At 71.4% G+C, this 21407-nt stretch carries 16 protein-coding genes; 6 read left to right on the top strand and 10 right to left on the bottom strand.

The window, feature by feature from the left end:
* Positions 1–93: 93 nt before the first annotated feature.
* Together IEX42_RS02365 and IEX42_RS02360 are read left to right on the top strand one after the other, a co-directional pair.
* Positions 94–1611: a phospholipase D-like domain-containing protein gene (locus IEX42_RS02365; RefSeq protein ID WP_188777886.1), complete on the top strand. Its 1518-nt coding sequence runs from the start codon at positions 94–96 to the stop codon at positions 1609–1611.
* 138 nt (positions 1612–1749) lie between these two features.
* A complete protein-coding gene (locus tag IEX42_RS02360; protein ID WP_188777884.1) occupies positions 1750–3468 on the top strand; it encodes a phospholipase D-like domain-containing protein in 1719 nt (572 codons plus the stop codon).
* 85 nt (positions 3469–3553) lie between these two features.
* Here IEX42_RS02360 and arc read toward each other — a convergent pair whose 3' ends face one another.
* Together arc and IEX42_RS02350 are read right to left on the bottom strand one after the other, a co-directional pair.
* Entirely contained in the window at positions 3554–5311 is a 1758-nt protein-coding gene (gene arc / locus IEX42_RS02355) for a proteasome ATPase (protein WP_188777882.1), read from the bottom strand.
* A gap of 140 nt (positions 5312–5451) precedes the next feature.
* Positions 5452–6411 (bottom strand): tRNA (adenine-N1)-methyltransferase, encoded by a 960-nt coding sequence (locus IEX42_RS02350; RefSeq protein ID WP_229660524.1) that lies wholly within the window; start codon positions 6409–6411, stop codon positions 5452–5454.
* Positions 6412–6746: 335 nt separating this feature from the next.
* On the opposite strand from IEX42_RS02350, the gene IEX42_RS02345 reads away from it, so the two are divergent.
* On the top strand, positions 6747–8045 hold the full coding sequence (locus IEX42_RS02345) for an MFS transporter (protein ID WP_188777878.1): 1299 nt from the start codon (positions 6747–6749) through the stop codon (positions 8043–8045).
* Positions 8046–8118: 73 nt separating this feature from the next.
* Here the strand turns inward: IEX42_RS02345 and IEX42_RS02340 are convergent, their stop codons facing one another.
* The 3 genes from IEX42_RS02340 to metH all read right to left on the bottom strand — a co-directional run bounded on the left by IEX42_RS02340 (position 8119) and on the right by metH (position 14003).
* Positions 8119–9282, bottom strand: coding sequence for a site-2 protease family protein (locus tag IEX42_RS02340; RefSeq protein WP_188777876.1), 1164 nt, complete (start codon positions 9280–9282; stop codon positions 8119–8121).
* A 35-nt stretch (positions 9283–9317) separates the two neighbouring features.
* Positions 9318–9989, bottom strand: a complete 672-nt coding sequence (locus tag IEX42_RS02335; protein WP_229660523.1) for an HAD family hydrolase — start codon at positions 9987–9989, stop codon at positions 9318–9320.
* Positions 9990–10331: 342 nt separating this feature from the next.
* The gene (gene metH, locus IEX42_RS02330) at positions 10332–14003 is read right to left on the bottom strand and encodes a methionine synthase (protein ID WP_188780839.1); all 3672 of its coding nucleotides are present in this window, start codon (positions 14001–14003) and stop codon (positions 10332–10334) included.
* A 189-nt stretch (positions 14004–14192) separates the two neighbouring features.
* On the opposite strand from metH, the gene IEX42_RS02325 reads away from it, so the two are divergent.
* The gene (locus IEX42_RS02325) at positions 14193–15038 is read left to right on the top strand and encodes a PAC2 family protein (RefSeq protein ID WP_188777874.1); all 846 of its coding nucleotides are present in this window, start codon (positions 14193–14195) and stop codon (positions 15036–15038) included.
* 105 nt (positions 15039–15143) lie between these two features.
* On the opposite strand, the gene mshC is transcribed toward IEX42_RS02325, so the two are convergent.
* From mshC to IEX42_RS02305, 4 genes are read right to left on the bottom strand one after another with little or no spacing between them, the layout of a single operon-like run.
* A complete protein-coding gene (mshC, locus tag IEX42_RS02320; RefSeq protein ID WP_188777872.1) occupies positions 15144–16370 on the bottom strand; it encodes a cysteine--1-D-myo-inosityl 2-amino-2-deoxy-alpha-D-glucopyranoside ligase in 1227 nt (408 codons plus the stop codon).
* Between the two features lie 22 nt (positions 16371–16392).
* Positions 16393–17217: an SCO1664 family protein gene (locus IEX42_RS02315; protein WP_229660522.1), complete on the bottom strand. Its 825-nt coding sequence runs from the start codon at positions 17215–17217 to the stop codon at positions 16393–16395.
* Positions 17214–17795, bottom strand: coding sequence for a DUF3090 family protein (locus IEX42_RS02310; protein WP_188777870.1), 582 nt, complete (start codon positions 17793–17795; stop codon positions 17214–17216). The genes IEX42_RS02315 and IEX42_RS02310 overlap by 4 nt, the downstream gene beginning before the upstream one ends.
* A gap of 10 nt (positions 17796–17805) precedes the next feature.
* Positions 17806–18504 (bottom strand): histidine phosphatase family protein, encoded by a 699-nt coding sequence (locus IEX42_RS02305; RefSeq protein ID WP_188777869.1) that lies wholly within the window; start codon positions 18502–18504, stop codon positions 17806–17808.
* A gap of 42 nt (positions 18505–18546) precedes the next feature.
* Between IEX42_RS02305 and corA the strand changes: the two genes are divergently transcribed.
* Positions 18547–19527: a magnesium/cobalt transporter CorA gene (corA, locus tag IEX42_RS02300; RefSeq protein ID WP_188777867.1), complete on the top strand. Its 981-nt coding sequence runs from the start codon at positions 18547–18549 to the stop codon at positions 19525–19527.
* A gap of 13 nt (positions 19528–19540) precedes the next feature.
* On the opposite strand, the gene IEX42_RS02295 is transcribed toward corA, so the two are convergent.
* Positions 19541–20365, bottom strand: a complete 825-nt coding sequence (locus IEX42_RS02295; protein WP_188777865.1) for an undecaprenyl-diphosphate phosphatase — start codon at positions 20363–20365, stop codon at positions 19541–19543.
* A gap of 89 nt (positions 20366–20454) precedes the next feature.
* Here IEX42_RS02295 and IEX42_RS02290 point away from each other — a divergent pair, with 89 nt between their 5' ends.
* Positions 20455–21402 (top strand): aldo/keto reductase, encoded by a 948-nt coding sequence (locus tag IEX42_RS02290; protein WP_188777863.1) that lies wholly within the window; start codon positions 20455–20457, stop codon positions 21400–21402.
* Positions 21403–21407: the final 5 nt, after the last annotated feature.

Raw genomic sequence — 21407 nt, 5'->3', positions numbered from 1 at the left:
GCGTGCAGGAGCGACGACCGCCCGGACCCTCGGTCGATCGACGACCGGACGACAGGCGGCCCGCGCCGCACCTGCTGCTCGGAAGCGAACCAGATGTCCCACCCCACACGTGCCCGCCTCGCCGGCGTCGGCACCGCGTTGGTCCTGCTCGCCTCGACGTTGTCGGCGGCGCCGGCGACCGGCGCCGAGCCCGCCGCCCCGGCAGACTGCCCCAGCGGGAGCCCGACCGCGTCGCCGTCCGTCTCGGGGTCGCCGAGCCCGACCCCCGAGCCGTCGTCGGGACCGGACTCCACCGCCGGGTGCGACGACGGCGGCGCCGCCTCCCAGAGGGAGGACGCCGCGTCGCCGAGCCCGTTCGAGGTCGAGAGCGGCAAGGTCAGCGGGAGCGACAAGACGTTCTCGCAGTGCGCCTACAACGCCGGGCGGCAGCCGGCGCCCGTGCAGGGCACGTACTTCAACTACCCGTACGGCTCGACCGCCAGCAAGCGGAACATCCGCGACATGGTGATCAAGGCCGTCAACTCCAGCCCGGCGTGCGAGTCGGTGTCGATCTCGGTCTACTCGCTCAACGACGACAGCCTCGTCAACGCCCTGATCGCGGCCTACCAGCGTGGCGTCCGGGTCCGCGTGATCGTGAACAGCCACATGGTGCACGGGTCCACCACGTCGAAGCCCTTCCTGCGACTGGTCTCGGTGCTGCACTCCAACACCCAGGCCCCGAGCTTCGCGATCATCTGCCGAGGCTCCTGCCGGGGCACCGGCGGCAACCACCACTCGAAGATGTACCTCTTCAGCCGGGTCGTCGACAATCGCAACGTCACCATGATGGGGACCCACAACTCGACGATGAAGGCCGTCAACGGGCAGTGGAACAGCCTCGACGTCTACGACGACGAGGACACCTTCGACTACTACTCCTCGATCTTCGACCAGGAGGTGCGCGACCGGCCGGTGGCCAACTCCTTCGCGGACCGGATCACCGGAGAGGTCGAGACGTTCTTCTTCCCCAAGCCCGGCACGACCGCGGCCAACGACCCGTTCATGGTCCGGATGCGCAACGTCGGGTGCACCGGGGTCTCGGCCGGCCACGGTCGCGCCGGCCGCACGCTGGTCCGCGTCGGGATGTACGCCTGGCACGACGACCGCGGCATCTGGCTGGCCAAGCGGATCCGGGCGCTGTGGGACGCCGGCTGCGACGTCGCCATCGAGTACGCGATCATCGGCAACACCGTCAAGCGGATCCTCTACAGCCCCGCCGGACGAGGCCGGATCCCGATGCGTCAGGTGGCGACCTCCACCAAGAACGGCACGATCGTGAACTACCTGCACCAGAAGTACGTCACGATCAGCGGGCGCGAGGGTTCCAACCCCGGCTCGCACTTCACGATGACCGGCACCAGCAACTGGGCGAACCTCGGCCTGGTCAGCGACGACTCGGTGCAGCTGTGGCGCTCGGTCGGTCGCGACGCGCAGTACCGCCAGGTCTTCTACAACGTCTGGCGCGGGCCGAAGGCGCACGTCCCCTCCCCCACGAGCGCGCTGCCGGCCGCGGTCGGCACGAAGAACGTCCAATTCGGCAAGGGGAAGTACAAGAACCTCGAGGAGAACTGAGGCGGTCTTCTCGGCGGCCTCGAGCCGTCGACCAATCGGTTCGTGGTCGATTTCCCTGAAATCGGCCACGACCTGGCTTTTTCGCCGTACCATGAGCCGTCGCGGACCGTCGGTCTGCCCTGGCCTCGGGAAGAGTCAATGACAGCACACGGATTCCGCCCCCTCCGTACCTGGACCGCCGCCCTGGTCCTCGCCCTCACGACGGGAGGGCTCACGAGCGCCGGCGCGTACGCCGACGACACGCCGTCGCCGTCTCCCACACCCACCGAGCAGACCCAGCCGGCCTCGCCGAGCCCCACGCCCTCGGACGAGGCGTCGGACCCGGTGTCCGGGCAGGTCGGTGCCGCCGGCATCTCGGTCTCGTCGATCACCGCGAGCCCGACCAGCCTGCTGACGGGGCAGGTGACGACGTACACGACCACCGCGAAGAACACCGGCAGCACGACCCTGACCGGCCTGCGTGCGGTCCACGACCGGACCGACTACCGGTCCGGGTGGTGCGTCGCGACGACGCTGTCGCCGGGCCAGCAGACCGTCTGCCACGCGGTGACGCGAGCGTCCATGGCCGACCTCGCCGCGGGCGGGGTCCCGTCGCACTCCATGACGGTGGTCGCCGCCGACGGCACGAAGGCCTACGACTACACCCCGAAGGTGCCGGTCAGCCGGGACTGCTCCAACAACGCGCCCCAGGCGTACACGCCGATGGACACCAGCTGGTTCAACTACCCCTACGGCAGCGCCGAGAGCCGCAACAACATCCGGCTGATGGTGATCCGGACGATCAACTCCGTCCCGCAGTGCCAGTCGATCCGGATGGCCGTCTACTCGTTGAACGACAACGCGACCGTCGACGCGCTGATCGCGGCCGCCAAGCGGGGCGTCAGCGTCAACGTCATCACCGACGGCCACAACGTCCGCGGCGACAAGGCGACCCAGTCCCCCTCGTTCAAGCGGCTGATGGCGACGATCGGCAGCTCGACCGCGCGCGCCAGCTGGGCCAAGGTCTGCTCGGCGTCGTGCCGCGGCACCGGGGGCAACCACCACGACAAGCTCTACCTGTTCAGCCAGGCGGGGACCAAGCAGTGGGTCAGCATGGCCGGGTCGGCCAACCTGACCATCAAGGCCTCCAGCGGCCAGTGGAACCACCTGGACACCTACACCTCGGCCGCGACGTTCAGCTACTACAACGACGTGTTCACCCAGCTCCGGGCCGACCGGCCGGCCGCGACCCCGTACGTCGACCGCACCACGGACGGCGTGCGTACCTGGTTCTTCCCCAAGCCGGGTGCCAGCGCGGCCACCGACCCGATGATGACCGCGCTGGCCAGCATCGGCTGCACCGGCTCGTCCTACAACGGCGGTCGGACGATCGTGCGGATCGGGATGTACGCCTGGTACGAGGACCGCGGGCTGTGGTTGGCCAAGCGGGTCCGTGCGCTGTGGAACGCCGGCTGCGACATCGCCGTCGAGTACGCGATCATGGGCAACAACGTCAAGCAGATCCTGTACAGCCCCGCCGGTCGTGGCCGGATCCCGATGCGCCAGGTGGCGACGTACTACAAGGACGGGTCGGTCGCCAACTACGACCACCAGAAGTACGTCACCATGATCGGCCGGTACGGCTCCAACCCCAGCTCGGCGATCACCTGGACCGGCACCACGAACTGGTCGAACTTCGGGTTCTCCAGCGACGAGCTGACCCAGGTCTGGTCCGGCGCCACCCGCGCCGCGATCTACCGCACGGCCTTCGCCAACGTCTGGCGTGGTCCGCACACCCGGGTCCCCTCCCCGACCAGCAAGCTGGGGGTCAAGATCGACCTCGGGGGCCCCAACTTCCGCGGCTTCGAGAACAACTGAGCCTCACCCGCACGTACGAGAGGCCCCCGTCCGACTCGGACGGGGGCCTCTCGCGTGTGCTCTGCGCCAGGCGACGCAGCGAGGGTCAGAGGTACTGGCCGGTGTTGGAGACGTTGTCGATCGAGCGGCCGGGCTCGGTGCCCTGCTTACCGGTAATGAGCGTGCGGATGAAGACGATCCGCTCGCCCTTCTTGCCGGAGATCCGGGCCCAGTCGTCGGGGTTGGTGGTGTTGGGCAGGTCCTCGTTCTCCTTGAACTCGTCGACGCACGCCTGCAGCATGTGCTGGACCCGCAGGCCCCGCTGGTCGTTGTCGAGCAGGTCCTTGATCGCCATCTTCTTGGCCCGGTCGACGATGTTCTGGATCATCGCGCCCGAGTTGAAGTCCTTGAAGTAGAGGACCTCCTTGTCGCCGTTGGCGTAGGTGACCTCGAGGAACCGGTTCTCGTCGGTCTCGGTGTACATCCGCTCGACCGTCGCTCGGATCATCCCCGCGACGGTCGTCTCCGGGTCACCGCCGAACTCGGCGAGGTCGTCGGCGTGCAGCGGCAGCGAGGCGGTGAGGTACTTGGAGAAGATGTCGCGGGCCGACTCCGCGTCGGGCCGCTCGATCTTGATCTTCACGTCCAGGCGTCCCGGCCGCAGGATGGCGGGGTCGATCATGTCCTCGCGGTTGGAGGCGCCGATGACCAGGACGTTCTCCAGCAGCTCGACACCGTCGATCTCGCTGAGCAGCTGCGGCACGATGGTGTTCTCCACGTCCGAGGAGACTCCCGACCCGCGGGTGCGGAACAGGGAGTCCATCTCGTCGAAGAAGACGATGACCGGGGTGCCCTGCGAGGCCTTCTCCCGGGCCCGCTGGAACACCAGCCGGATGTGCCGCTCGGTCTCGCCGACGTACTTGTTGAGCAGCTCGGGTCCCTTGATGTTCAAGAAGTACGCCCGGCTCTCGCTGCCCGCGCCGTCGGCGCCGGTCTTGGCCGCCACCTTCTTCGCCAGGCTGTTCGCGACCGCCTTGGCGATCAGCGTCTTGCCGCAGCCGGGAGGACCGTAGAGCAGCACGCCCTTCGGCGGCTTGAGCTGGTGCTCGCGGAAGAGCTCAGGGTAGAGGTACGGCAGCTCCACCGCGTCCTGGATCTGCTCGATCTGGCCGCCGAGACCACCGATCGACTCGTAGGCGATGTCCGGGACCTCCTCGAGGACGAGCTCCTCGACCTCGGACTTCGGCACGCGCTCGTAGACGTAGCCCGCCCGGGAGTCCAGCAGCAGCGAGTCGCCCGCGCGCAGGGTCTGCCCGCGCAACGGCTCGGCGAGGCGCACCACCCGCTCCTCGTCGGCGTTCGCGATCACCAGCACCCGCTCACCGTCGGCGAGCAGCTCCTTGAACATCACGACCTCGCCGACCTGCTCGAAGTCGCAGGCGGCCACGACGTTGAGCGCCTCGTTGAGCATGACCTCCTGGCCCCTGACCAGGGAGTCGAGCTCGACGCTGGGGCTCACCGTCACCCGCAGCTTGCGCCCGCCGGTGAACACGTCGACGGTGTCGTCGTCGTTGCGGGACAGGAACGTGCCGAAGCCCGTCGGCGGCTGGGCGAGCCGGTCGACCTCCTCCTTGAGAGTGGTGATCTGCTCACGCGCCTCGCGCAGGGTCCCGGCCAGCCGCTCGTTCTGCGAGGTCACCGCGGCCAGCGAGCGCTGGGTGTCGACCAACCGCTGCTCGAGACCGCTGGAGCCGCGTGGGGCGTCGGCCAGGCGGCGCCTCAGCTCGGCGACCTCTGCCTCGAGCTGACCGACCTGGGCCCGCATCCGGATGCTCTCCGGGCTCTCGTGTCCGGACTCGCTCATCGGGCCTCACCTCCGTGACGCCCGGGTCGGACCTGCCGCCTGGGGCGCCCTCGATCTGTGCTCTGGACCACGACCCTACCCGCGGTCGGGCGCCGACGGACCGCACCTGCGTGGGGTTTCGGACACAGTCGCGGAGCCGCTCAGCCGGCGACGTCGGGCTCCGGCGGGAGGTCGTCGGGGCGCGGCCCGGAGTAGTCGGCGCCGTACGCGCCCGGTGCGGGCCGCCGCTTGCGCCGGGGGGCCTGCTCGCCGGGCGCCATCCGTCGTGCGGTGACGAGGAACCCGGTGTGGCCGTTCATCTTGTGCCCGGGCCGGATCGCGAGACCCTCGACGTGCCAGTCGCGGACCAGCGTCTCCCAGGGCTGCGGCTCGGTGAACTCGCCGTGGGCGCGCAGGGTCTCCACGACACGTCCCAGCTGGGTGGTGGTGGCGACGTACGCACAGACGACGCCACCGGCACGGAGGGCACCGGCGACCGCGTCGACGCACTCCCAGGGCGCGAGCATGTCCAGCACCACCCGGTCGACGCTGTGCGCGGGGAGGTCCTGCGGCAGCCGCTCGGACAGGTCCCCGACCTCGAGCCGCCAGGCGGGGTGAACCTCGCCCTCGGCGGTGCCGAAGAACTGACCGACGTTGCGGCGTGCGACGGCGGCGAACTCCTCACGCCGCTCGTACGACGTCACCGAGCCGCCCGGTCCGACGGCCCGCAGCAGCGAGCAGGTCAGGGCTCCGGAGCCGACGCCCGCCTCCACCACCCGCGCGCCGGGGAAGACATCGGCCATCGCCACGATCTGGGCCGCATCCTTGGGGTAGACCACGGCGGCGCCGCGCGGCATGGACACGACGAACTCCGTCAGCAGCGGCCGGAAGACGAGGTACTCCCCTCCGGCCGTCGAGGGGACGGAGAAGCCCTCCTCGCGCCCGATCAGGTCGTCGTGGGTGATCGCGCCCTTGTTGGTGAAGAACTGCTTGCCCGCCTCGAGGCAGATGTTGTGCTTGCGCCCCTTGCCGTCGACCAGGCGCACCCACTCCCCGGGGGTGAGCGGCCCGCGTCGGACGCCGGACCAGTCGGGCTGAGGGGTCGGGTGGGGATCGGGCACGGCGGGCAGCCTACCGGCGTCGGTGCACGCCCTGAGACGGCCGTCGGGGTGCTCCGCGGATGACCCTAGGGCGTGCCTCTCCATTCGTGGGCTGCTGCCCGCCGCCCCTCACGCACGCTGGCTGCGTTGCGGAAGCTCGACGGGCCGCCGGCCCGCCTTCGCTCCCGCGCCAAGCCACCACCCCACGAGAGCGCTCGCTTCGCTCGCTCCCGCGGGGACCCCGGAGCTGCCAGCGCACGCGCTGGACGACGTTCAGCGGTCGGCCAGAATTGAGAGACATGCCCTAGCCTCGGGCCTGCTCGTTCCCTGGCCGGTGTTCTCGGAGGTGATCAGTGGTGAGCGCGTCGACCGACCACGCCGTCGCGGGGGTCTCCCGACGGCGGATCGTGGTCGCCAGCCTGGTGGGCACCTCGATCGAGTTCTACGACTTCTACCTCTACGGCACCGCGGCCGCGCTGGTCTTCGGCCGGCTGTTCTTCCCCTCCGCGTCGGCGACGGCGGGCACGCTCGCGGCGTTCGCGACGTTCGCCGCCGGCTTCGTCGCGCGGCCGGTCGGTGCGCTGCTGCTCGGACACTGGGGCGACCGGGTCGGGCGCAAGCGGATGCTGGTCCTCAGCCTGCTGCTGATGGGGCTCTCGACCGTGGCGATCGGGCTGGTGCCGGCGTACGCCGCGATCGGGGTGGCCGCGCCGGCGCTGCTGGTCGCGTGCCGGGTGCTCCAGGGCATCGGGCTCGGCGGCGAGTGGGGCGGTGCGGTGCTGCTGGCGACCGAGTACGCCCCCGAGGGCAGGCGCGGTCTCTGGTCGGCGTACCCGCAGCTCGGACCCGCCGTCGGGTTCGTGGCCGCGAACGGCCTGTTCCTGGTGCTCGACGGGCTTCTCGGTGAGGACGCCTTCGACGCGTGGGGCTGGCGGATCCCGTTCCTGCTGTCCGGGGTGCTGGTCGCCGTCGGGTACGTCGTCCGCACCTCGATCGCCGAGACGCCGGTCTTCACCGACGCGATGGCCGAGGTCGAGGACCGCCCGAGCGTGCCGGTGCTGGAGCTGCTGCGCCGTCAGTGGTGGGTGCTGGTGCTGTCCACGGTGTCGTTCGTGCTCGCCTTCACGCTCTTCTACACGGTCACCACGTTCGCGCTCTCGTACGGCACCGAGACCCTCGACCTGCCCAAGCGGCCCCTGCTGCTGTGCACGCTGGTGGCCGCCGTCGTGATGGGTGTCGCCACTCCCCTCCTGGCGTCGTGGAGCGACCGCGTCGGTCGCAGGCGGGTCTGCCTGGGCGCGGCGATCGGTGCGGTGGTGTGGGCGTACCCGATGTTCTGGCTGATCGACACCGGGAGCTACCCGGCGATCTGCCTCGCGATGTCGGTCGGCCTGGTGGTGTTCGCCGCGATCTACGCACCGATGGGCGCCTACCTCCCCGAGCTGTTCGCCACGCGCTACCGCTACACCGGTGCCGGGATCGCCTACAGCGCGGCCGGGATCGTCGGTGGCGGCGTCACCCCGCTGCTGGCCACCGCCTGGGTGTCGGGCGCGGGGTCGTCCTGGCCCGTCTCGGCGTACGTCCTCGTGGTGGGCGCCGTGTCCGTCGTCTGCCTGCTGCTGCTCACGGAGACCAAGGACCGCGGGCTGCGCTGACCGGGTAGTCGGCGCACGCTCCACGGCGCCGAGCGGGCAGTCGGGGTACTTCGAACGTGCAGCGAGTGCCCGGTCAGCGGACCGCAGAGGTGCTCAGTGCGCGCTCGACGTCCCGGGCGGCGAGAAGACCGTAGACGGCCCCGTCCGCGTCCACGAGGAGGTACTCCGACGCGGGGTGGGCGGACATCGCGTCGAGGAGCTCCTCCCCGTCGAGGTCCGAGGAGAGCCGGAGGCCGTCCTCCATCGTGCGGCTGACCTGGGACACGGCGAGCCAGGGACGTCGCTCGAGCGGGATCGCCTCGAGGGCGGCCTCGGTCACGATCGCGACGACGTGCGGCGCGGAGCCGGACGGGGGCACCGGGTCCGCGACCACGACGATCCCGCCCGCCTGCTCCTCCTCCGCACGGCCGACCGACTGCGCCACCGACAACGTGGCCGGGACCAGCGCCGCGCGGCGGGCCAGGTCCCGGGCGGTGATGCCCGCCAGACGTCGACGCAGCCGCGCCTGGAGCAGCGAGGCGTTGGCGCCGCCCCAGAGGAAGACCGCGATCACGACCGCCATCAGGTAGTCGATCACCGACGCGCGACGGCCCAGCCCGACCTCGAGCAGCAACGGCCAGCCGAGCACCAGGACCGCCGCCACCCGTCCTCCCCACGCGGCGACGGTCGTCGCCCGGTGCGGGGAGGCGCCGGCACCCCAGACGAGCGCACGCAGCACCCGGCCGCCGTCCAGGGGCAGCCCGGGGACGAGGTTGAGCACGCCGACGGCGAGGTTGGCCACCGCGAGCGCCTCCAGCGCCATGCGGAGCAGCCCGGCGTCGGGGCCGACGACCGTGAGGGACAGCAGCGCCGCCGCGCCGACCAGCAGCGAGGTGAGCGGCCCCACCACCGCGATCACCAGCTCCGCCCGCGGCGTCCTGGCCTCCCCACCCAGCTCGGTGACCCCGCCGAGGAAGTGCAGCGTGATCGAGCGGACCGGGAGGCCGAAACGACGGGCGGCGACCGCGTGCGAGGCCTCGTGCAGCAGCACCGAGGCGTAGAGCAGCACCGCGAAGGCCACACCGGCGACGTACCGCAGGGCCCCGAGCCCCGGCGCCACCTGGTCCACGCGCGGTGCGAGCACGACGGCGATCAGTGCCGCGACCAGCAGCCACGACGACCGGAGCAGGACGTCGACGCCCGCGATCGACCCGATCCGCCACGTACCGGGCGGCAGCGGTCGGCGTCCCTGGTCCACGTGCTCACGCTACCGGCGGGGACCGAGCGCGTCGGTCAGCGCACGGCCGTGGCGAGGGCCCGCAGCGCGCCCAGATCGTCCGGCTCGAGCCCGGCCAGCGTGTCCCGGACGAGCATCCCGGGCTGCTCCGGCACGGGGACGTGGTGCGGAACGACCAGGACCGGGCAGCCGGCGGCGAGGGCGGAGGCCGTACCCGTCGGCGAGTCCTCGACCGCGATCGTCGCTGCCGGGTCGACGCCGAGCCGTCGCGCGCCCTCGAGGTACGGGTCGGGGTAGGGCTTGCCGCGCTCGACGACGTCTCCGGTCACCACCGCGCTGAACGTGTCGGCCGGCAGCGCGGCGAGGAACGGCGCCACGAAGCGGGTCCACGACATCGTCACCAGTGCGACGGGCACGCCCCGCTCGCGCAGGGACACGAGGAGCTCGCGTGCTCCCGGTCGCCACGGGACGTCGGCGGTCATCCGGACCACGACCCGGTCGAGCAGCGCCTCGACGATCTCGGCGGGATCCAGGTCGATCCCGGCGTGCTCGCGGATGTAGCGACCCGAGTCGAGCAGGTCGTTGCCGACCAGCTGCATCGCGTGCTCGTCGCTCCAGGTGCCGCCGTTCTCCGCGATCAGGGCGTACTCCGCCTCGATCCAATACGGCTCCGTGTCGACCAGCGTGCCGTCCATGTCGAACAGGACCGCGGCGGGGAGGGAGGTCACGGACCTAGCCTTGCGGGTCGGCACCTCGCGGCGCAAAGCGGTGCCCGGTGCGGTTGGTCACCTCGCCGGGTCTCGACGCGCTCGCTGGCGCTCGCTGCTCGACCACCTGGGGGTCGGGTCTCGACGCGCTCGCTGGCGCTCGCTGCTCGACCACCTGGCGGCATCAGGTGGTCGAGCCCGACCGAGCGCCAGCGAGGGAGGACGTCGAGACCACCGGTTGCTGCTCGTCATGCGGTTGCTGGTCCGCTCGCCGAGTGGTCGCTGAGCCTTTCGGCTCGCTGCGCTCGCGGGGGCCCTCAGCGACCACTCGGCTCCTCCGACGACGGAGCTCGCTGCGCGAGCTCAGTCGTCGGGCTGATACCCGAGGTTGGCGGACAACCACTTCTCGGCGGTCCGCAGGTCCCACCCCTTGCGCTTGGCGTAGTCCTCGACCTGGTCCTGGCCGAGGCGCCCGACGACGAAGTACTGCGAGTCGGGGTGGGAGAAGTACCAGCCGCTGACCGCCGCGCCGGGCCACATCGCCATCGACTCGGTCAGGGTGATGCCGGTCGTCTCCTCCACCTCGAGCAGGTCCCACAGGGTCTGCTTCTCGGTGTGCTCGGGGCACGCGGGGTAGCCCGGCGCGGGCCGGATGCCGCGGTACTTCTCCGCGATCAGGTCCGCGTTGTCGAGGTCCTCCTCGGGCTGGAAGCCCCAGAACTCCTGTCGCACCCGCTGGTGCATCCGCTCGGCGAACGCCTCGGCCAGCCGGTCGGCCAGCGACTCCAGCAGGATCGCGGAGTAGTCGTCGTTGGCCTCCTTGAACGCGGCCACCCGCTCGGCGCTGCCGAGGCCCGCGGTGACCGCGAAGCCACCGACGTGGTCGGCCAGGCCGGCGTCCTTCGGCGCCACGTAGTCGGAGAGCGCCTTGTGCGCCACGCCCTGGCGGTGCTCGCCCTGCTGGCGCAGGTGGTGCAGCGTGGCGCGCACCTCGGCGCGGGAGTCGTCGGCGTACACCTCGATGTCGTCGCCGACCGACGCGGCGGGGAAGAAGCCGATGACGCCCTTGGCGGTCAGCCACTTCTCCTCGATGAGGGTGTCCAGCATCTCCTGGGCGTCCTCGTACAGCTTCGACGCCGCCTCGCCCGTGGTCGGGTTGTGCAGGATGTCGGGGAAGCGGCCCTTCATCTCCCAGGCGTTGAAGAACGGCTGCCAGTCGATGTACTCGCGCAGCTCGGCGAGGTCGTAGTCCTCGAAGACCTGGCGCTGCGGCTGCTTCGGCGCGGGAGGCTCGTACGACGACCAGTCGATCGCGGGTGCGTCGGCTCGTGCGTCGTCGACGCGCACCAGCTTCCGCTCCCCCTTGGCGGCGTGCCGCTCGCGCAACGACTCGTAGTCGGCCTCGGTCTCGGTGACCAGCTTCTCGCGGCGCTCCGGGCTGAGCAGCGCGGCCGCGACCGGCACCGAGCGGGAGGCGTCCTTCACCCAGATCACGGGGTGGTCGTAGCGCGGGCTGACCTTGACCGCCGTGTGGGCGCGCGAGGTCGTGGCGCCACCGATCAGCAGCGGGATGTCGAAGCCCTGCCGCTCCATCTCGGTGGCGAAGCCGACCATCTCGTCCAGCGACGGTGTGATCAGGCCGGACAGCCCGATGATGTCGGCGCCGACCTCCTTGGCCTTGTCGAGGATCTGCTGCGCAGGGACCATCACGCCGAGGTCGATGACGTCGTAGTTGTTGCACTGCAGGACCACGCCGACGATGTTCTTGCCGATGTCGTGGACGTCGCCCTTGACCGTCGCCATCACGATGGTGCCGTTGGACTTCCGCGCGGTGGAGTCGTCCTTCTCGGCCTCGATGAACGGGATGAGGTAGCCGACCGCCTTCTTCATCACCCGGGCCGACTTCACCACCTGGGGCAGGAACATCTTCCCGGCGCCGAACAGGTCGCCGACGACGTCCATGCCGTCCATCAGCGGACCCTCGATCACCTCGATCGGCCGACCGCCGCGCGCCTCGATCTCCGCGCGCAGCTCCTCGGTATCGGACTCGGCGTAGGTGTCGATGCCCTTGACCAGCGCGTGCGTGATCCGCTCGGCCACGGGCAGCTCGCGCCACTCCTGGGTGGCCGCCTCCTTCTGCTCGCCGTCGCCACGGTGCTTCTCGGCGAGCTCGAGCAGCTTCTCGGTGTTGGCGGTCGCGTCGCCGCGGTTGAGCACCACGTCCTCGATGGCGTCGCGCAGCTCGGCGTCGATCTCGTCGTACGTCACCAGTGCCCCGGCGTTGACGATTCCCATCGACAGCCCGGCCCGCACCGCGTGGTACAGGAACACCGCGTGGATCGCCTCGCGCACCTTGTTGTTGCCGCGGAAGGAGAACGAGACGTTGGAGATGCCGCCGGAGATCTGCGCGCCGGGGAGGTTCTCGGTGATCCAGCGGCAGGCCTCGATGAAGTCGATGCCGTACGTCGCGTGCTCCTCGATGCCCGTGGCGATCGCGAAGACGTTGGGGTCGAAGACGATGTCGGTGGGGTCGAAGCCGACCTCGTCGACCAGGATCCGGTACGCCCGGCCGCAGATCTCCTTGCGCCGCTCGAGGTTGTCGGCCTGGCCCTGCTCGTCGAAGGCCATGACGACCGCGGCGGCGCCGTACTTGCGCACCTCGCGGGCGTGGTCGCGGAAGAGGTCCTCGCCCTCCTTCATCGAGATCGAGTTGACGATCGCCTTGCCCTGCAGGCACTTCAGGCCGGCCTCGACGACCTCCCACTTCGAGGAGTCGACCATCACCGGCACCCGGCTGATGTCGGGCTCCGCGGCGACCAGCTTGAGGAAGCGGTCCATCGCCGCCACCCCGTCGATCATGCCCTCGTCCATGTTGACGTCGACGACCTGCGCGCCGTTCTCGACCTGCTGCGCGGCGACCGCGAGCGCGGCGTCGTAGTCCTCGGCGCGGATCAGGTTGCGGAAGCGCGCGGAGCCGGTGATGTTGGTCCGCTCGCCGACGTTGACGAACAGCGAGTCCTCGTCGATGGTCAGCGGCTCGAGGCCGGACAGGCGGGTCGCGCGCGGCACCTCGGGCACGACGCGGGGGGTCTTGCCCTCGACGGCCTTGGCGATCGCCGCGATGTGGGCCGGCGTCGTACCGCAGCAGCCGCCGACGAGGTTGACCAGCCCCGCCTCGGCGAACTCCCCGACGACCTCGGCGGTCTCGGGCGGGTCCTCGTCGTACTCGCCGAAGGCGTTGGGCAGCCCCGCGTTGGGGTAGGCGTGGACGTAGGTGTCGGCCACCCGCGACAGCTCGGCGAGGAACGGGCGCATCTCCCGCGCGCCGAGCGCGCAGTTCAGGCCCACGAGCAGCGGCCGCGCGTGGCGCACGGAGTCCCAGAAGGCCTCGGTCGTCTGCCCGGAGAGCGTCCGGCCCGACGCGTCGGTGATGGTGCCGGAGATGATCACCGGCCAGCGGCGGTCGTACTCCTCGAAGAGCGTCTCGAGGGCGTAGATCGCCGCCTTGGCGTTCAGCGTGTCGAAGATCGTCTCGACGATGATCAGGTCAGCGCCGCCGTCGACGAGGCCTCGCGCCGCCTCGAGGTAGGCCGGCACCAGGTCGTCCCAGGTGATGTTGCGTGCGCCGGGGTCGTTGACGTCGGGCGAGATCGACGCGGTGCGCGTGGTCGGGCCGAGCGTGCCGGCGACGTAGCGGGGGTGGTCCGGCGTCTGCACCGCGTCGGCGGCGGCGCGGGCCAGCTTCGCCGCCTCGAGGTTCAGCTCGTAGGCCAGCTCCTGCATGCCGTAGTCGGAGAGCGAGACCGCGGTGGCGTTGAAGGTGTTGGTCTCGATGATGTCGGCGCCGGCGTCGAGGTACTCGCGGTGGATGCCCTCGATGATGTGCGGCTGGGTCAGCGTGAGCAGGTCGTTGTTGCCCTGGACGTCGGAGGGCCAGTCCTTGAACCGCTCACCGCGGTAGCCGGCCTCGTCGGGCCGGTCGCGCTGGATCGCCGTCCCCATCGCACCGTCGATCACGAGGATGCGCTCGGCCATGGCCGACCGCAGCTCGTCGGTGCAGTCGGGGCGGTGCAGGGACGTGTCCGTCACGGGGATCCTCTCGTGTCGCTGGCGGGCGCGCCGGCGCCCGGGGCAAGCCTACGGAACCCAACCCCCGCCCTCGGCGACCGATTCCGGATCGTGGCGACCGCCACCCGCCCGCGACGGCCACCTAGGCTTGGGCCGGTGATCGAGTACGAGGACGTGCCGCCGCTGCGCCGACCGGTCGTGGTCGCCGCCTTCGAGGGCTGGAACGACGCCGCGGAGGCGGCCACGGGCGTCATCGCGCACCTCGCGGAGGTCTGGAGCGCCCGGGTGGTCGCGGCCGTCGACCCCGAGGACTTCTACGACTACCAGGTCAACCGGCCGATCCTCGGTACCGACGAGAACGGCATGCGCAGCCTGACCTGGCCCGGCACCCAGGTCCTGGTGGCCAGTCCCCCCGGCGCCGAACGGGACGTGATCCTGCTGCGCGGTCTCGAGCCGAGCATGCGGTGGCGCCAGTTCAGCGCCGAGGTCCTGGCGACCCTGGACGACCTCGGCGCGGAGCTCGTCGTCACGCTCGGAGCACTGCTGGCCGAGATGCCGCACACCCGCCCCATCCAGGTCTCGGGCACGGCGACCGAGCTGGACCTCGAGGACCGGCTCAAGCTCGAGCCGTCGACGTACGAGGGACCGACCGGCATCGTCGGAGTGCTGCTCGACGCCTGCTCGCGCCTGGACATCGCCGCGGTGTCGTTCTGGGCCGCCGTGCCCCACTACATCCCGCAGCCGCCGTGCCCGAAGGCGACGCTCGCGCTGATCGGCCACCTCGAGGACCTGCTGGGCGCCCGGATCCCGCTCGGTGACCTGCCCGAGGACTCCCGCGCCTGGGAGCGCGGCGTCGCCGAGCTGGCCGAGGAGGACGAGGACATCGCGGAGTACGTCCGGATGCTCGAGGAGAACCAGGACACCGCCGAGCTCCCCGAGGCCTCCGGCGAGGCGATCGCGCGGGAGTTCGAGCGCTACCTCAAGCGCCGCGACGAGAGCTGAACCTCACGACCCCACGAGGCGGCGCGTGTACGCGACGTCTCGGCGATGGTGTCCCGCGAGGCGTCGCGTGTACGCGACGTCTCGTGCAGCAAGCGACGCCTCGGGTCAGAGGGTGAGGCCGAGGGCGGCGTCCGCGAGCTGTCGTACGACGTCGCCGGCGCCGGTCTCGTGCGGGCCCTCGCCGCGGTTGGTGGCCTGCTGCCACTCCTGCAGCACCGTGACGGCGCGGGGAGCGTCGAGGTCGTCCGCGAGTGCGGCGAGCACCTCGCGGACGACGCCGTCGCTCGGCGCGCCGGCCGGCAGGGCGACGGCGTACCGCAGCGACTCCAGCAGGCTCTCGGAAGCCGTGAGATCGGCTGCGGTCCACTCCCAGTCGGTGCGGTAGTGGTGCTGCAGCAGCGCGAGGCGGATCGCCATCGGGTCGGCGCCCTGCTCGCGCAGCCGCGAGACCAGCTCGAGGTTGCCCTTCGACTTCGACATCTTCTCGCCGTCGAGGGCGACCATGCCGGCGTGGACGTACGCCCGGGCGAACGGCCGCTCGTCCGCGACCTGCGCCTCCGACGCGCTCATCTCGTGGTGGGGGAAGACGAGGTCGGAGCCACCACCCTGGACGTCGATGGTGGTGCCGAGGTGCTCGCGCGCGATGGCGCTGCACTCCACGTGCCAACCGGGGCGACCGCGCCCGAGGTCGGTGTCCCAGGCGGGCTCGCCGGGCCGCTCGGCCTGCCAGACCAGGCAGTCCAGAGGGTCCTTCTTCCCGGCGCGCTCGGGGTCTCCCCCGCGCTCGGGGTAGATCTCCAGCATTCGCTGCCGGTCCCAGCCGGACACCTCGCCGAACGCGGGATCCGCGGTGACGGAGAAGTACAGGTCGCCGTCGACGTCGTACACCGCGCCGGCCTGCTGCAGCCGCTGCACCATCGGCACGATCAGAGGGATGGCCTCGACGGCGCCGACGAAGGCGTCCGGCGCGAGCACGCGCAGCGCCTCCATGTCGGTACGGAACAGCTGGGTCTGGCTCTCCGCGAGCTGCTCCCAGTCCTCACCCGTCGCGTTCGCGCGCTCCAGCAGCGGGTCGTCGACGTCGGTGACGTTCTGGACGTACCTCACCTCGTGGCCCGCGCTGCGCCAGGCACGGTTGAGCAGGTCGAAGGCGACGTACGTCGCGGCGTGGCCCAGGTGGGTGGCGTCGTACGGCGTGATGCCGCAGACGTAGATCTTCGCCGGCCCGTCGGGGACGACCTCGACCGCGGCGTCCGCGGCGGAGTCGTGCACCCGCACCGGGGGTCCCGTCACCGGCAGCGGGGGGACGTCGGGCGAGGTCCAGGCGCGCATGTCCGCAGCCTAGGGGGAGCGTTCAGAAGGGTGGCCACGGGATCGAGGGCCACCCTCCGTGGGTCTGCGGCAGCGCGCCCTGACGGAGCAGCCGCTGCGTCCGCATCCGGGTGCGGGCGATCTCGTGACCGGTGAGGAGGTACGGCAGCTCCTCGGCGAGGTCGCCGTCGCGCAGCTGCTCCTCGAGCCGCTCCAGCCCGTCGACCTCCTCCTCGGTCAGCGGCTCGCCGGCGAAGCCCCACAGCACCGTGCGGAGCTTGTCGTCGACGTGGAAGCAGATCCCGTGGTCGACGCCGTAGCGGTGCCCGTCCGCCATCGCGAGCACGTGCCCACCCTTGCGGTCGGTGTTGTTCGTGACGACGTCGAAGACCGCCATCCGGCGCAGCGCGGCGGAGTCGTCGTGGACCAGCTGGACGGGCCGGTCGTCGGCGCCGATGGCCTCCAGCACGTGCCGGTATCCGTCGGGCACCGGTCCCTCGGGCACGAGGTCGACCGCCTCGCGGGCGTCGTCCGGCTCGCACCACAGCTGCACCATGCCGCGCCCGACGGGTCCTTCGCGCAGCACCGTCGGGGGGACGACGCCCCAGTCCAGCGCCTGGGAGACGAGGTACGCGGCGTACTCCCGGTCGGCCAGCGTGCCGTCGGTGAAGTCCCACAGCGGACGCTCCCCCGACGTCGGCTTGTAGACGACCTGCCGCCGCTCGCCAGGCTCCTCGCCCACGAGGTCGGCGAGGAAGGTGTGGTTGGAGGCCGGCATCACCCGGCCGGTGACGACGACCTCGCCGGAGCCGAGCAGCCGCTCGGCGTCGGCGCCGAGCCCGGTGCCGGGCGGGGGTGCGTCGCTCACGGTGCGGTGCGCTTGAAGCCGTTCGCGCGGGGACACAGGTGGCCGCCGGGGTCCATGGGACCGCCGCAGAACGGGCACTGCTCGCGCCCGGCGTCGACGACCGTCTCCGAGCGGGCGCAGAACGCGCGCGCCTGGCCCGGCGTGAGTCGTACGACCAGCATCTCCTCGGGCTCCGGCTCGGCCGCCTCGCCGGTCGGGTCCAGCTCGCCGGGGTCCGCCTCGACCGCGGTGATGGCGAAGACCTCGATCACCACGCGCTCGGCGTCGGGGTCCCAGGACAGGGTGATCGTCCCCGCCCGGAACTCCTCCTCGATCGGGTTGTCGAGGGGGCCGTTGTCGACGAGGTCGGCGGGTGCGAGCGCCGGGACGAGGGTACGGGTGTCCCCGGCCTGGACGAGCTTGTCGAGGAGCTCGCCGGTCTGCTCGGCGAGGATGGCGACCTGCTGCTTCTCCAGCGCGACGCTGACCAGCCGCTCCCCCGAGCGGGCCTGCACGAAGAACGTCCGCGCACCGGGCTCGCCGACGGTGCCGGCCACGAAGCGGTCCGGCGGGTCGAAGCTGTGGACGACGGGAGGCATGGTCTCGACCCTATGCCGGGCCGGCGCCGCCGCCGACCACCGCGTCGGAGGTGGCCTTCTTCCGGGTGCCCCGCCGCCGCTTGGCCGGCTTGAGGTGCGCCAGGGCGCCGGAGGTCGAGTTGCTGGTCAGCACGAACGGCCGGTGCTCGGTGTAGCGGACGACCGACAGGCTCGCCGGGTCGACCGAGATCCGCTGGAAGGAGTCGAGGTGCATGCCGAGCGCGTCCGCGAGGATCGCCTTGATGACGTCGCCGTGCGAGACCGCGAGCCAGACCGCGTCCGGGCCGTGCTCCTCGGCGACGCGGGCGTCCCACTCGCGCACGGCTGCGACGCCCCGGCGGCTCATCTGGGCCATCGCCTCTCCGTCGGGGAACACGACGCCCGAGGGGTGCGCCTGGACGGTGCGCCAGAGCTTCTCCTTGACCAGCTCCTTGATCGGCCGGCCGGCCCACGAGCCGTAGTCGCACTCGTCGAGCCCCGGCTCGACGCTCGCCTCGGCGCCGGGCGCGAGGATCGCGGCGGTCTGCCGGCAGCGCTCCATCGGGCTGCTCACGACCGCGGCGAGCGGCAGGCCCTCGAGGCGCGCCGCCGCGGCGGTGGCCTGCTCCTCGCCCAGCTCGTCGAGCGTCACCCCGGGGGTACGACCGGCCAGGACGCCCGAGACGTTGGCGTGCGTACGGCCGTGGCGGGCGAGGATCAGCGTGGGCACGGGACCCGAGCGTACGCCCGCCTCCTGGCCTAGCCTGACCGCGTGATCGTCGACAACGCGCTCTACCGCGACGGCTGCCGGGTGGACCTCGGGCTGACCACGCAGAACCTCCGGGGAGTGCGCGAGGCGGCCACCCAGGACGGGGACTTCGTCTGGGTCGGCCTGCACAAGCCCGGCTGGACCGAGCTCAACCAGGTCGGGGAGGTGTACGGGCTGCACCCGCTGGCCATCGAGGACGCGCTGGGCGCCCACCAGCGTCCGAAGGTCGAGCGGTACGACGAGCACCTCTTCGTGGTGCTCAAGACGCTCTGGTACGTCGACGAGACCGACCAGGTCGAGACCGGCGAGATCAGCGTCTTCCTCGGGCGCGACTTCGTGATCACGGTCCGGCACGGCGAGGGCATGAAGCTCGCCGACGCCCGCAAGCGGCTCGAGGGCATGGGCGACCTCCTCCAGCACGGTCCCTCGGCGGTGCTGCACACGCTGTGCGACAGCATCGTCGACCGCTACGAGGAGGTCGCCGCGGACCTGCAGGAGGACGTCGACGAGGTCGAGCAGTCGGTGTTCTCCGAGCAGCGCACCAACGACTCGCGCCGGATCTACCTCCTCAAGCGCGAGCTGGCCGAGATGCGGCGCGCGGTGTTCCCGCTGCGCGAGCCGATGAGCCGCTTCACCCGCGCCGCCGTGCAGGGGGTGCACCCGGAGACGGGGCCGTACTTCCGCGACGTCGAGGACCACCTCAGCCGGGTCGCGGAGGTGATCGACAGCCTCGACAACCTGCTGTCCACCGCGTTCGACGCCCACATCGCGCAGATCTCGATCCAGCAGAACGACGACATGCGCAGGATCTCCGCGGCCGTCGGCCTGGTCGCCGCGCCGACGCTGGTCGCCGGGATCTACGGGATGAACATGACCCACTTCCCGACCCTGGACTGGACCTACGCGCTGCCGTTCGTGCTGCTGCTGATGCTGCTCAGCTCGTTCGCGGTGTACGTCGTCAGCAAGCGCGCGGGCTGGCTGTAGCGCTGGCGAGGGGTCAGGAGGCGAGCACGCCGGTGCCGACGAGCACCAGCACCACGACGCCGAGCACCACGCGGTAGGCGACGAACGGCGCGTACGAGCGGGTGGTGACCCAGCGCAGCAGCCAGGCGATGACGGCGTACCCGACGACGAAGGAGACGACGGTCGCCACGATCGTCGGGCCCCAGCCGTACGGGTTGGTCTCCCCCGGGATGTCCTTGAGCTCGAAGACACCGGCCCCGATCACGGCGGGGATCGCCAGCAGGAACGCGAACCGGGTCGCCGCCTCGCGCTCGTACCCCAGGAAGCGGCCCATCGACAGCGTCGCGCCCGACCGCGAGACACCGGGGATCAGCGCCAGCGCCTGGGCGAGGCCCATCAGCAGCGCGTCGCGCAGGCCGATCCTGCCGATCTCCTTCTCGTTGCGGCCGAACCGGTCGGCGAGGCCGAGGACGACACCCAGGACGATCAGCGTGGTGCCGATGATCCACAGGCTGCGGAAGTCCTTCTCGATGACGTCCTTGAGCGCGATCCCGAGCACCACGATCGGCACCGACCCGACGATGATGTACCAGCCCATCAGCGCGTCGCGGTGCCCGCGGAACTCCGGCTGGACCAGTGAGCGGAGCCACGCGACCGCGATCCGCCAGATGTCCTTCCAGAAGTAGAGCAGCACCGCGAGCTCGGTGCCGATCTGGATGACGGCGGTGAACGCCGCCCCGGGGTCGCCCCAGCCGAACAGGTCGGGGTAGATCCGCAGGTGGGCGCTGCTGGAGATCGGGAGGAACTCGGTGAGCCCCTGGATGAGACCGAGCACGACCGCCTGGAAGAAGTCCGCCACGCCTGCGCACCCTACGGGTGAGGAGCGCTGCGGTGTCGCTGGGCGTGCCGGGTGCGTCGCGGGCTCCGCCGCGGGCTAGGTTCGGTCCCATGCAGCAGCGACTCCTCGGCGGCACCGGGTTGAGCGTGTCGCGGCTGGGCCTGGGCACGATGGGGTGGGGACGCACCACCGACGAGCACGAGGCCCGCGACCAGCTCAGCGCGTTCTGCGAGGCCGGCGGCACGCTGGTCGACACGGCGTACGCCTACGCCGACGGCGCCAGCGAGACGATCCTCGGCCGGCTGCTCGGCTCCGTCGTCCCGCGTGAGGACGTCGTGCTCGCCACGAAGGCCGGGGTCGGCGTGCGACGCGGGCAGCGGTTCTTCGAGACCTCGCGCCGCACCCTGCTGGACTGCCTGGACACGTCGCTGACACGTCTCGGCGTGGATCACGTCGACCTGTTCCAGGCGCACGTGTGGAGCGACGCCGTGCCGCTCGAGGAGACGCTGGGCGCCCTGGACCACGCGGTGACGTCGGGGAGGGCGTCGTACGTCGGGATCAGCAACTACACCGGCTGGCAGACCGCGCAGGCGGCGACCTGGCAGCGGGCAGTGCCGGGACGTGCCCCGCTGGCGTCGACGCAGATGGAGTACTCCCTGCTCAACCGTGGCATCGAGGACGAGGTGCTGCCCGCCGCGCGAGCCCTCGGCCTCGGCGTGCTGCCGTGGTCCCCGCTCGGGCGCGGCGTGCTGTCGGGGAAGTACCGCACGGGGACGCCGTCGAACTCCCGCGGCGCCGATCCACAGCTCTCCGGCTTCGTCGACCCGCTGCTCACCGAGCGCAGCAGCACGATCGTGCAGGCGCTCTCCCGCGCCGCCGACGGGCTGGGCTGGTCGATGGTCGAGGTGGCACTGGCCTGGGTGCGCGACCGCCCCGGGGTGGTCGCGCCCATCGTCGGCGCCCGGACCACCACGCAGCTCCAGGAATCCCTCGCCGTCGAGGAGCGTTCCCTGCCCGCCGAGCTGATCGCGGCGCTCGACGACGTGAGCGCCGCCTGAGCAGC

Source organism: Marmoricola endophyticus (assembly GCF_014644415.1).
Classification (GTDB): domain Bacteria; phylum Actinomycetota; class Actinomycetes; order Propionibacteriales; family Nocardioidaceae; genus Marmoricola; species Marmoricola endophyticus.
This window is presented reverse-complemented; position numbering and strand designations above follow the sequence as displayed.

Excerpts from the sequence above, each read along its gene's own strand:
- IEX42_RS02290 (WP_188777863.1), top strand. The coding sequence starts at position 20,455 with ATGCAGCAGCGACTCCTCGGCGGCACCGGGTTGAGCGTGTCGCGGCTG.
- IEX42_RS02360 (WP_188777884.1), top strand. The coding sequence starts at position 1,750 with ATGACAGCACACGGATTCCGCCCCCTCCGTACCTGGACCGCCGCCCTG.
- IEX42_RS02365 (WP_188777886.1), top strand. The coding sequence starts at position 94 with ATGTCCCACCCCACACGTGCCCGCCTCGCCGGCGTCGGCACCGCGTTG.
- arc (WP_188777882.1), bottom strand. The coding sequence starts at position 5,311 with ATGAGCGAGTCCGGACACGAGAGCCCGGAGAGCATCCGGATGCGGGCC.
- metH (WP_188780839.1), bottom strand. The coding sequence starts at position 14,003 with ATGGCCGAGCGCATCCTCGTGATCGACGGTGCGATGGGGACGGCGATC.
- mshC (WP_188777872.1), bottom strand. The coding sequence starts at position 16,370 with ATGCGCGCCTGGACCTCGCCCGACGTCCCCCCGCTGCCGGTGACGGGA.
- IEX42_RS02310 (WP_188777870.1), bottom strand. The coding sequence starts at position 17,795 with ATGCCTCCCGTCGTCCACAGCTTCGACCCGCCGGACCGCTTCGTGGCC.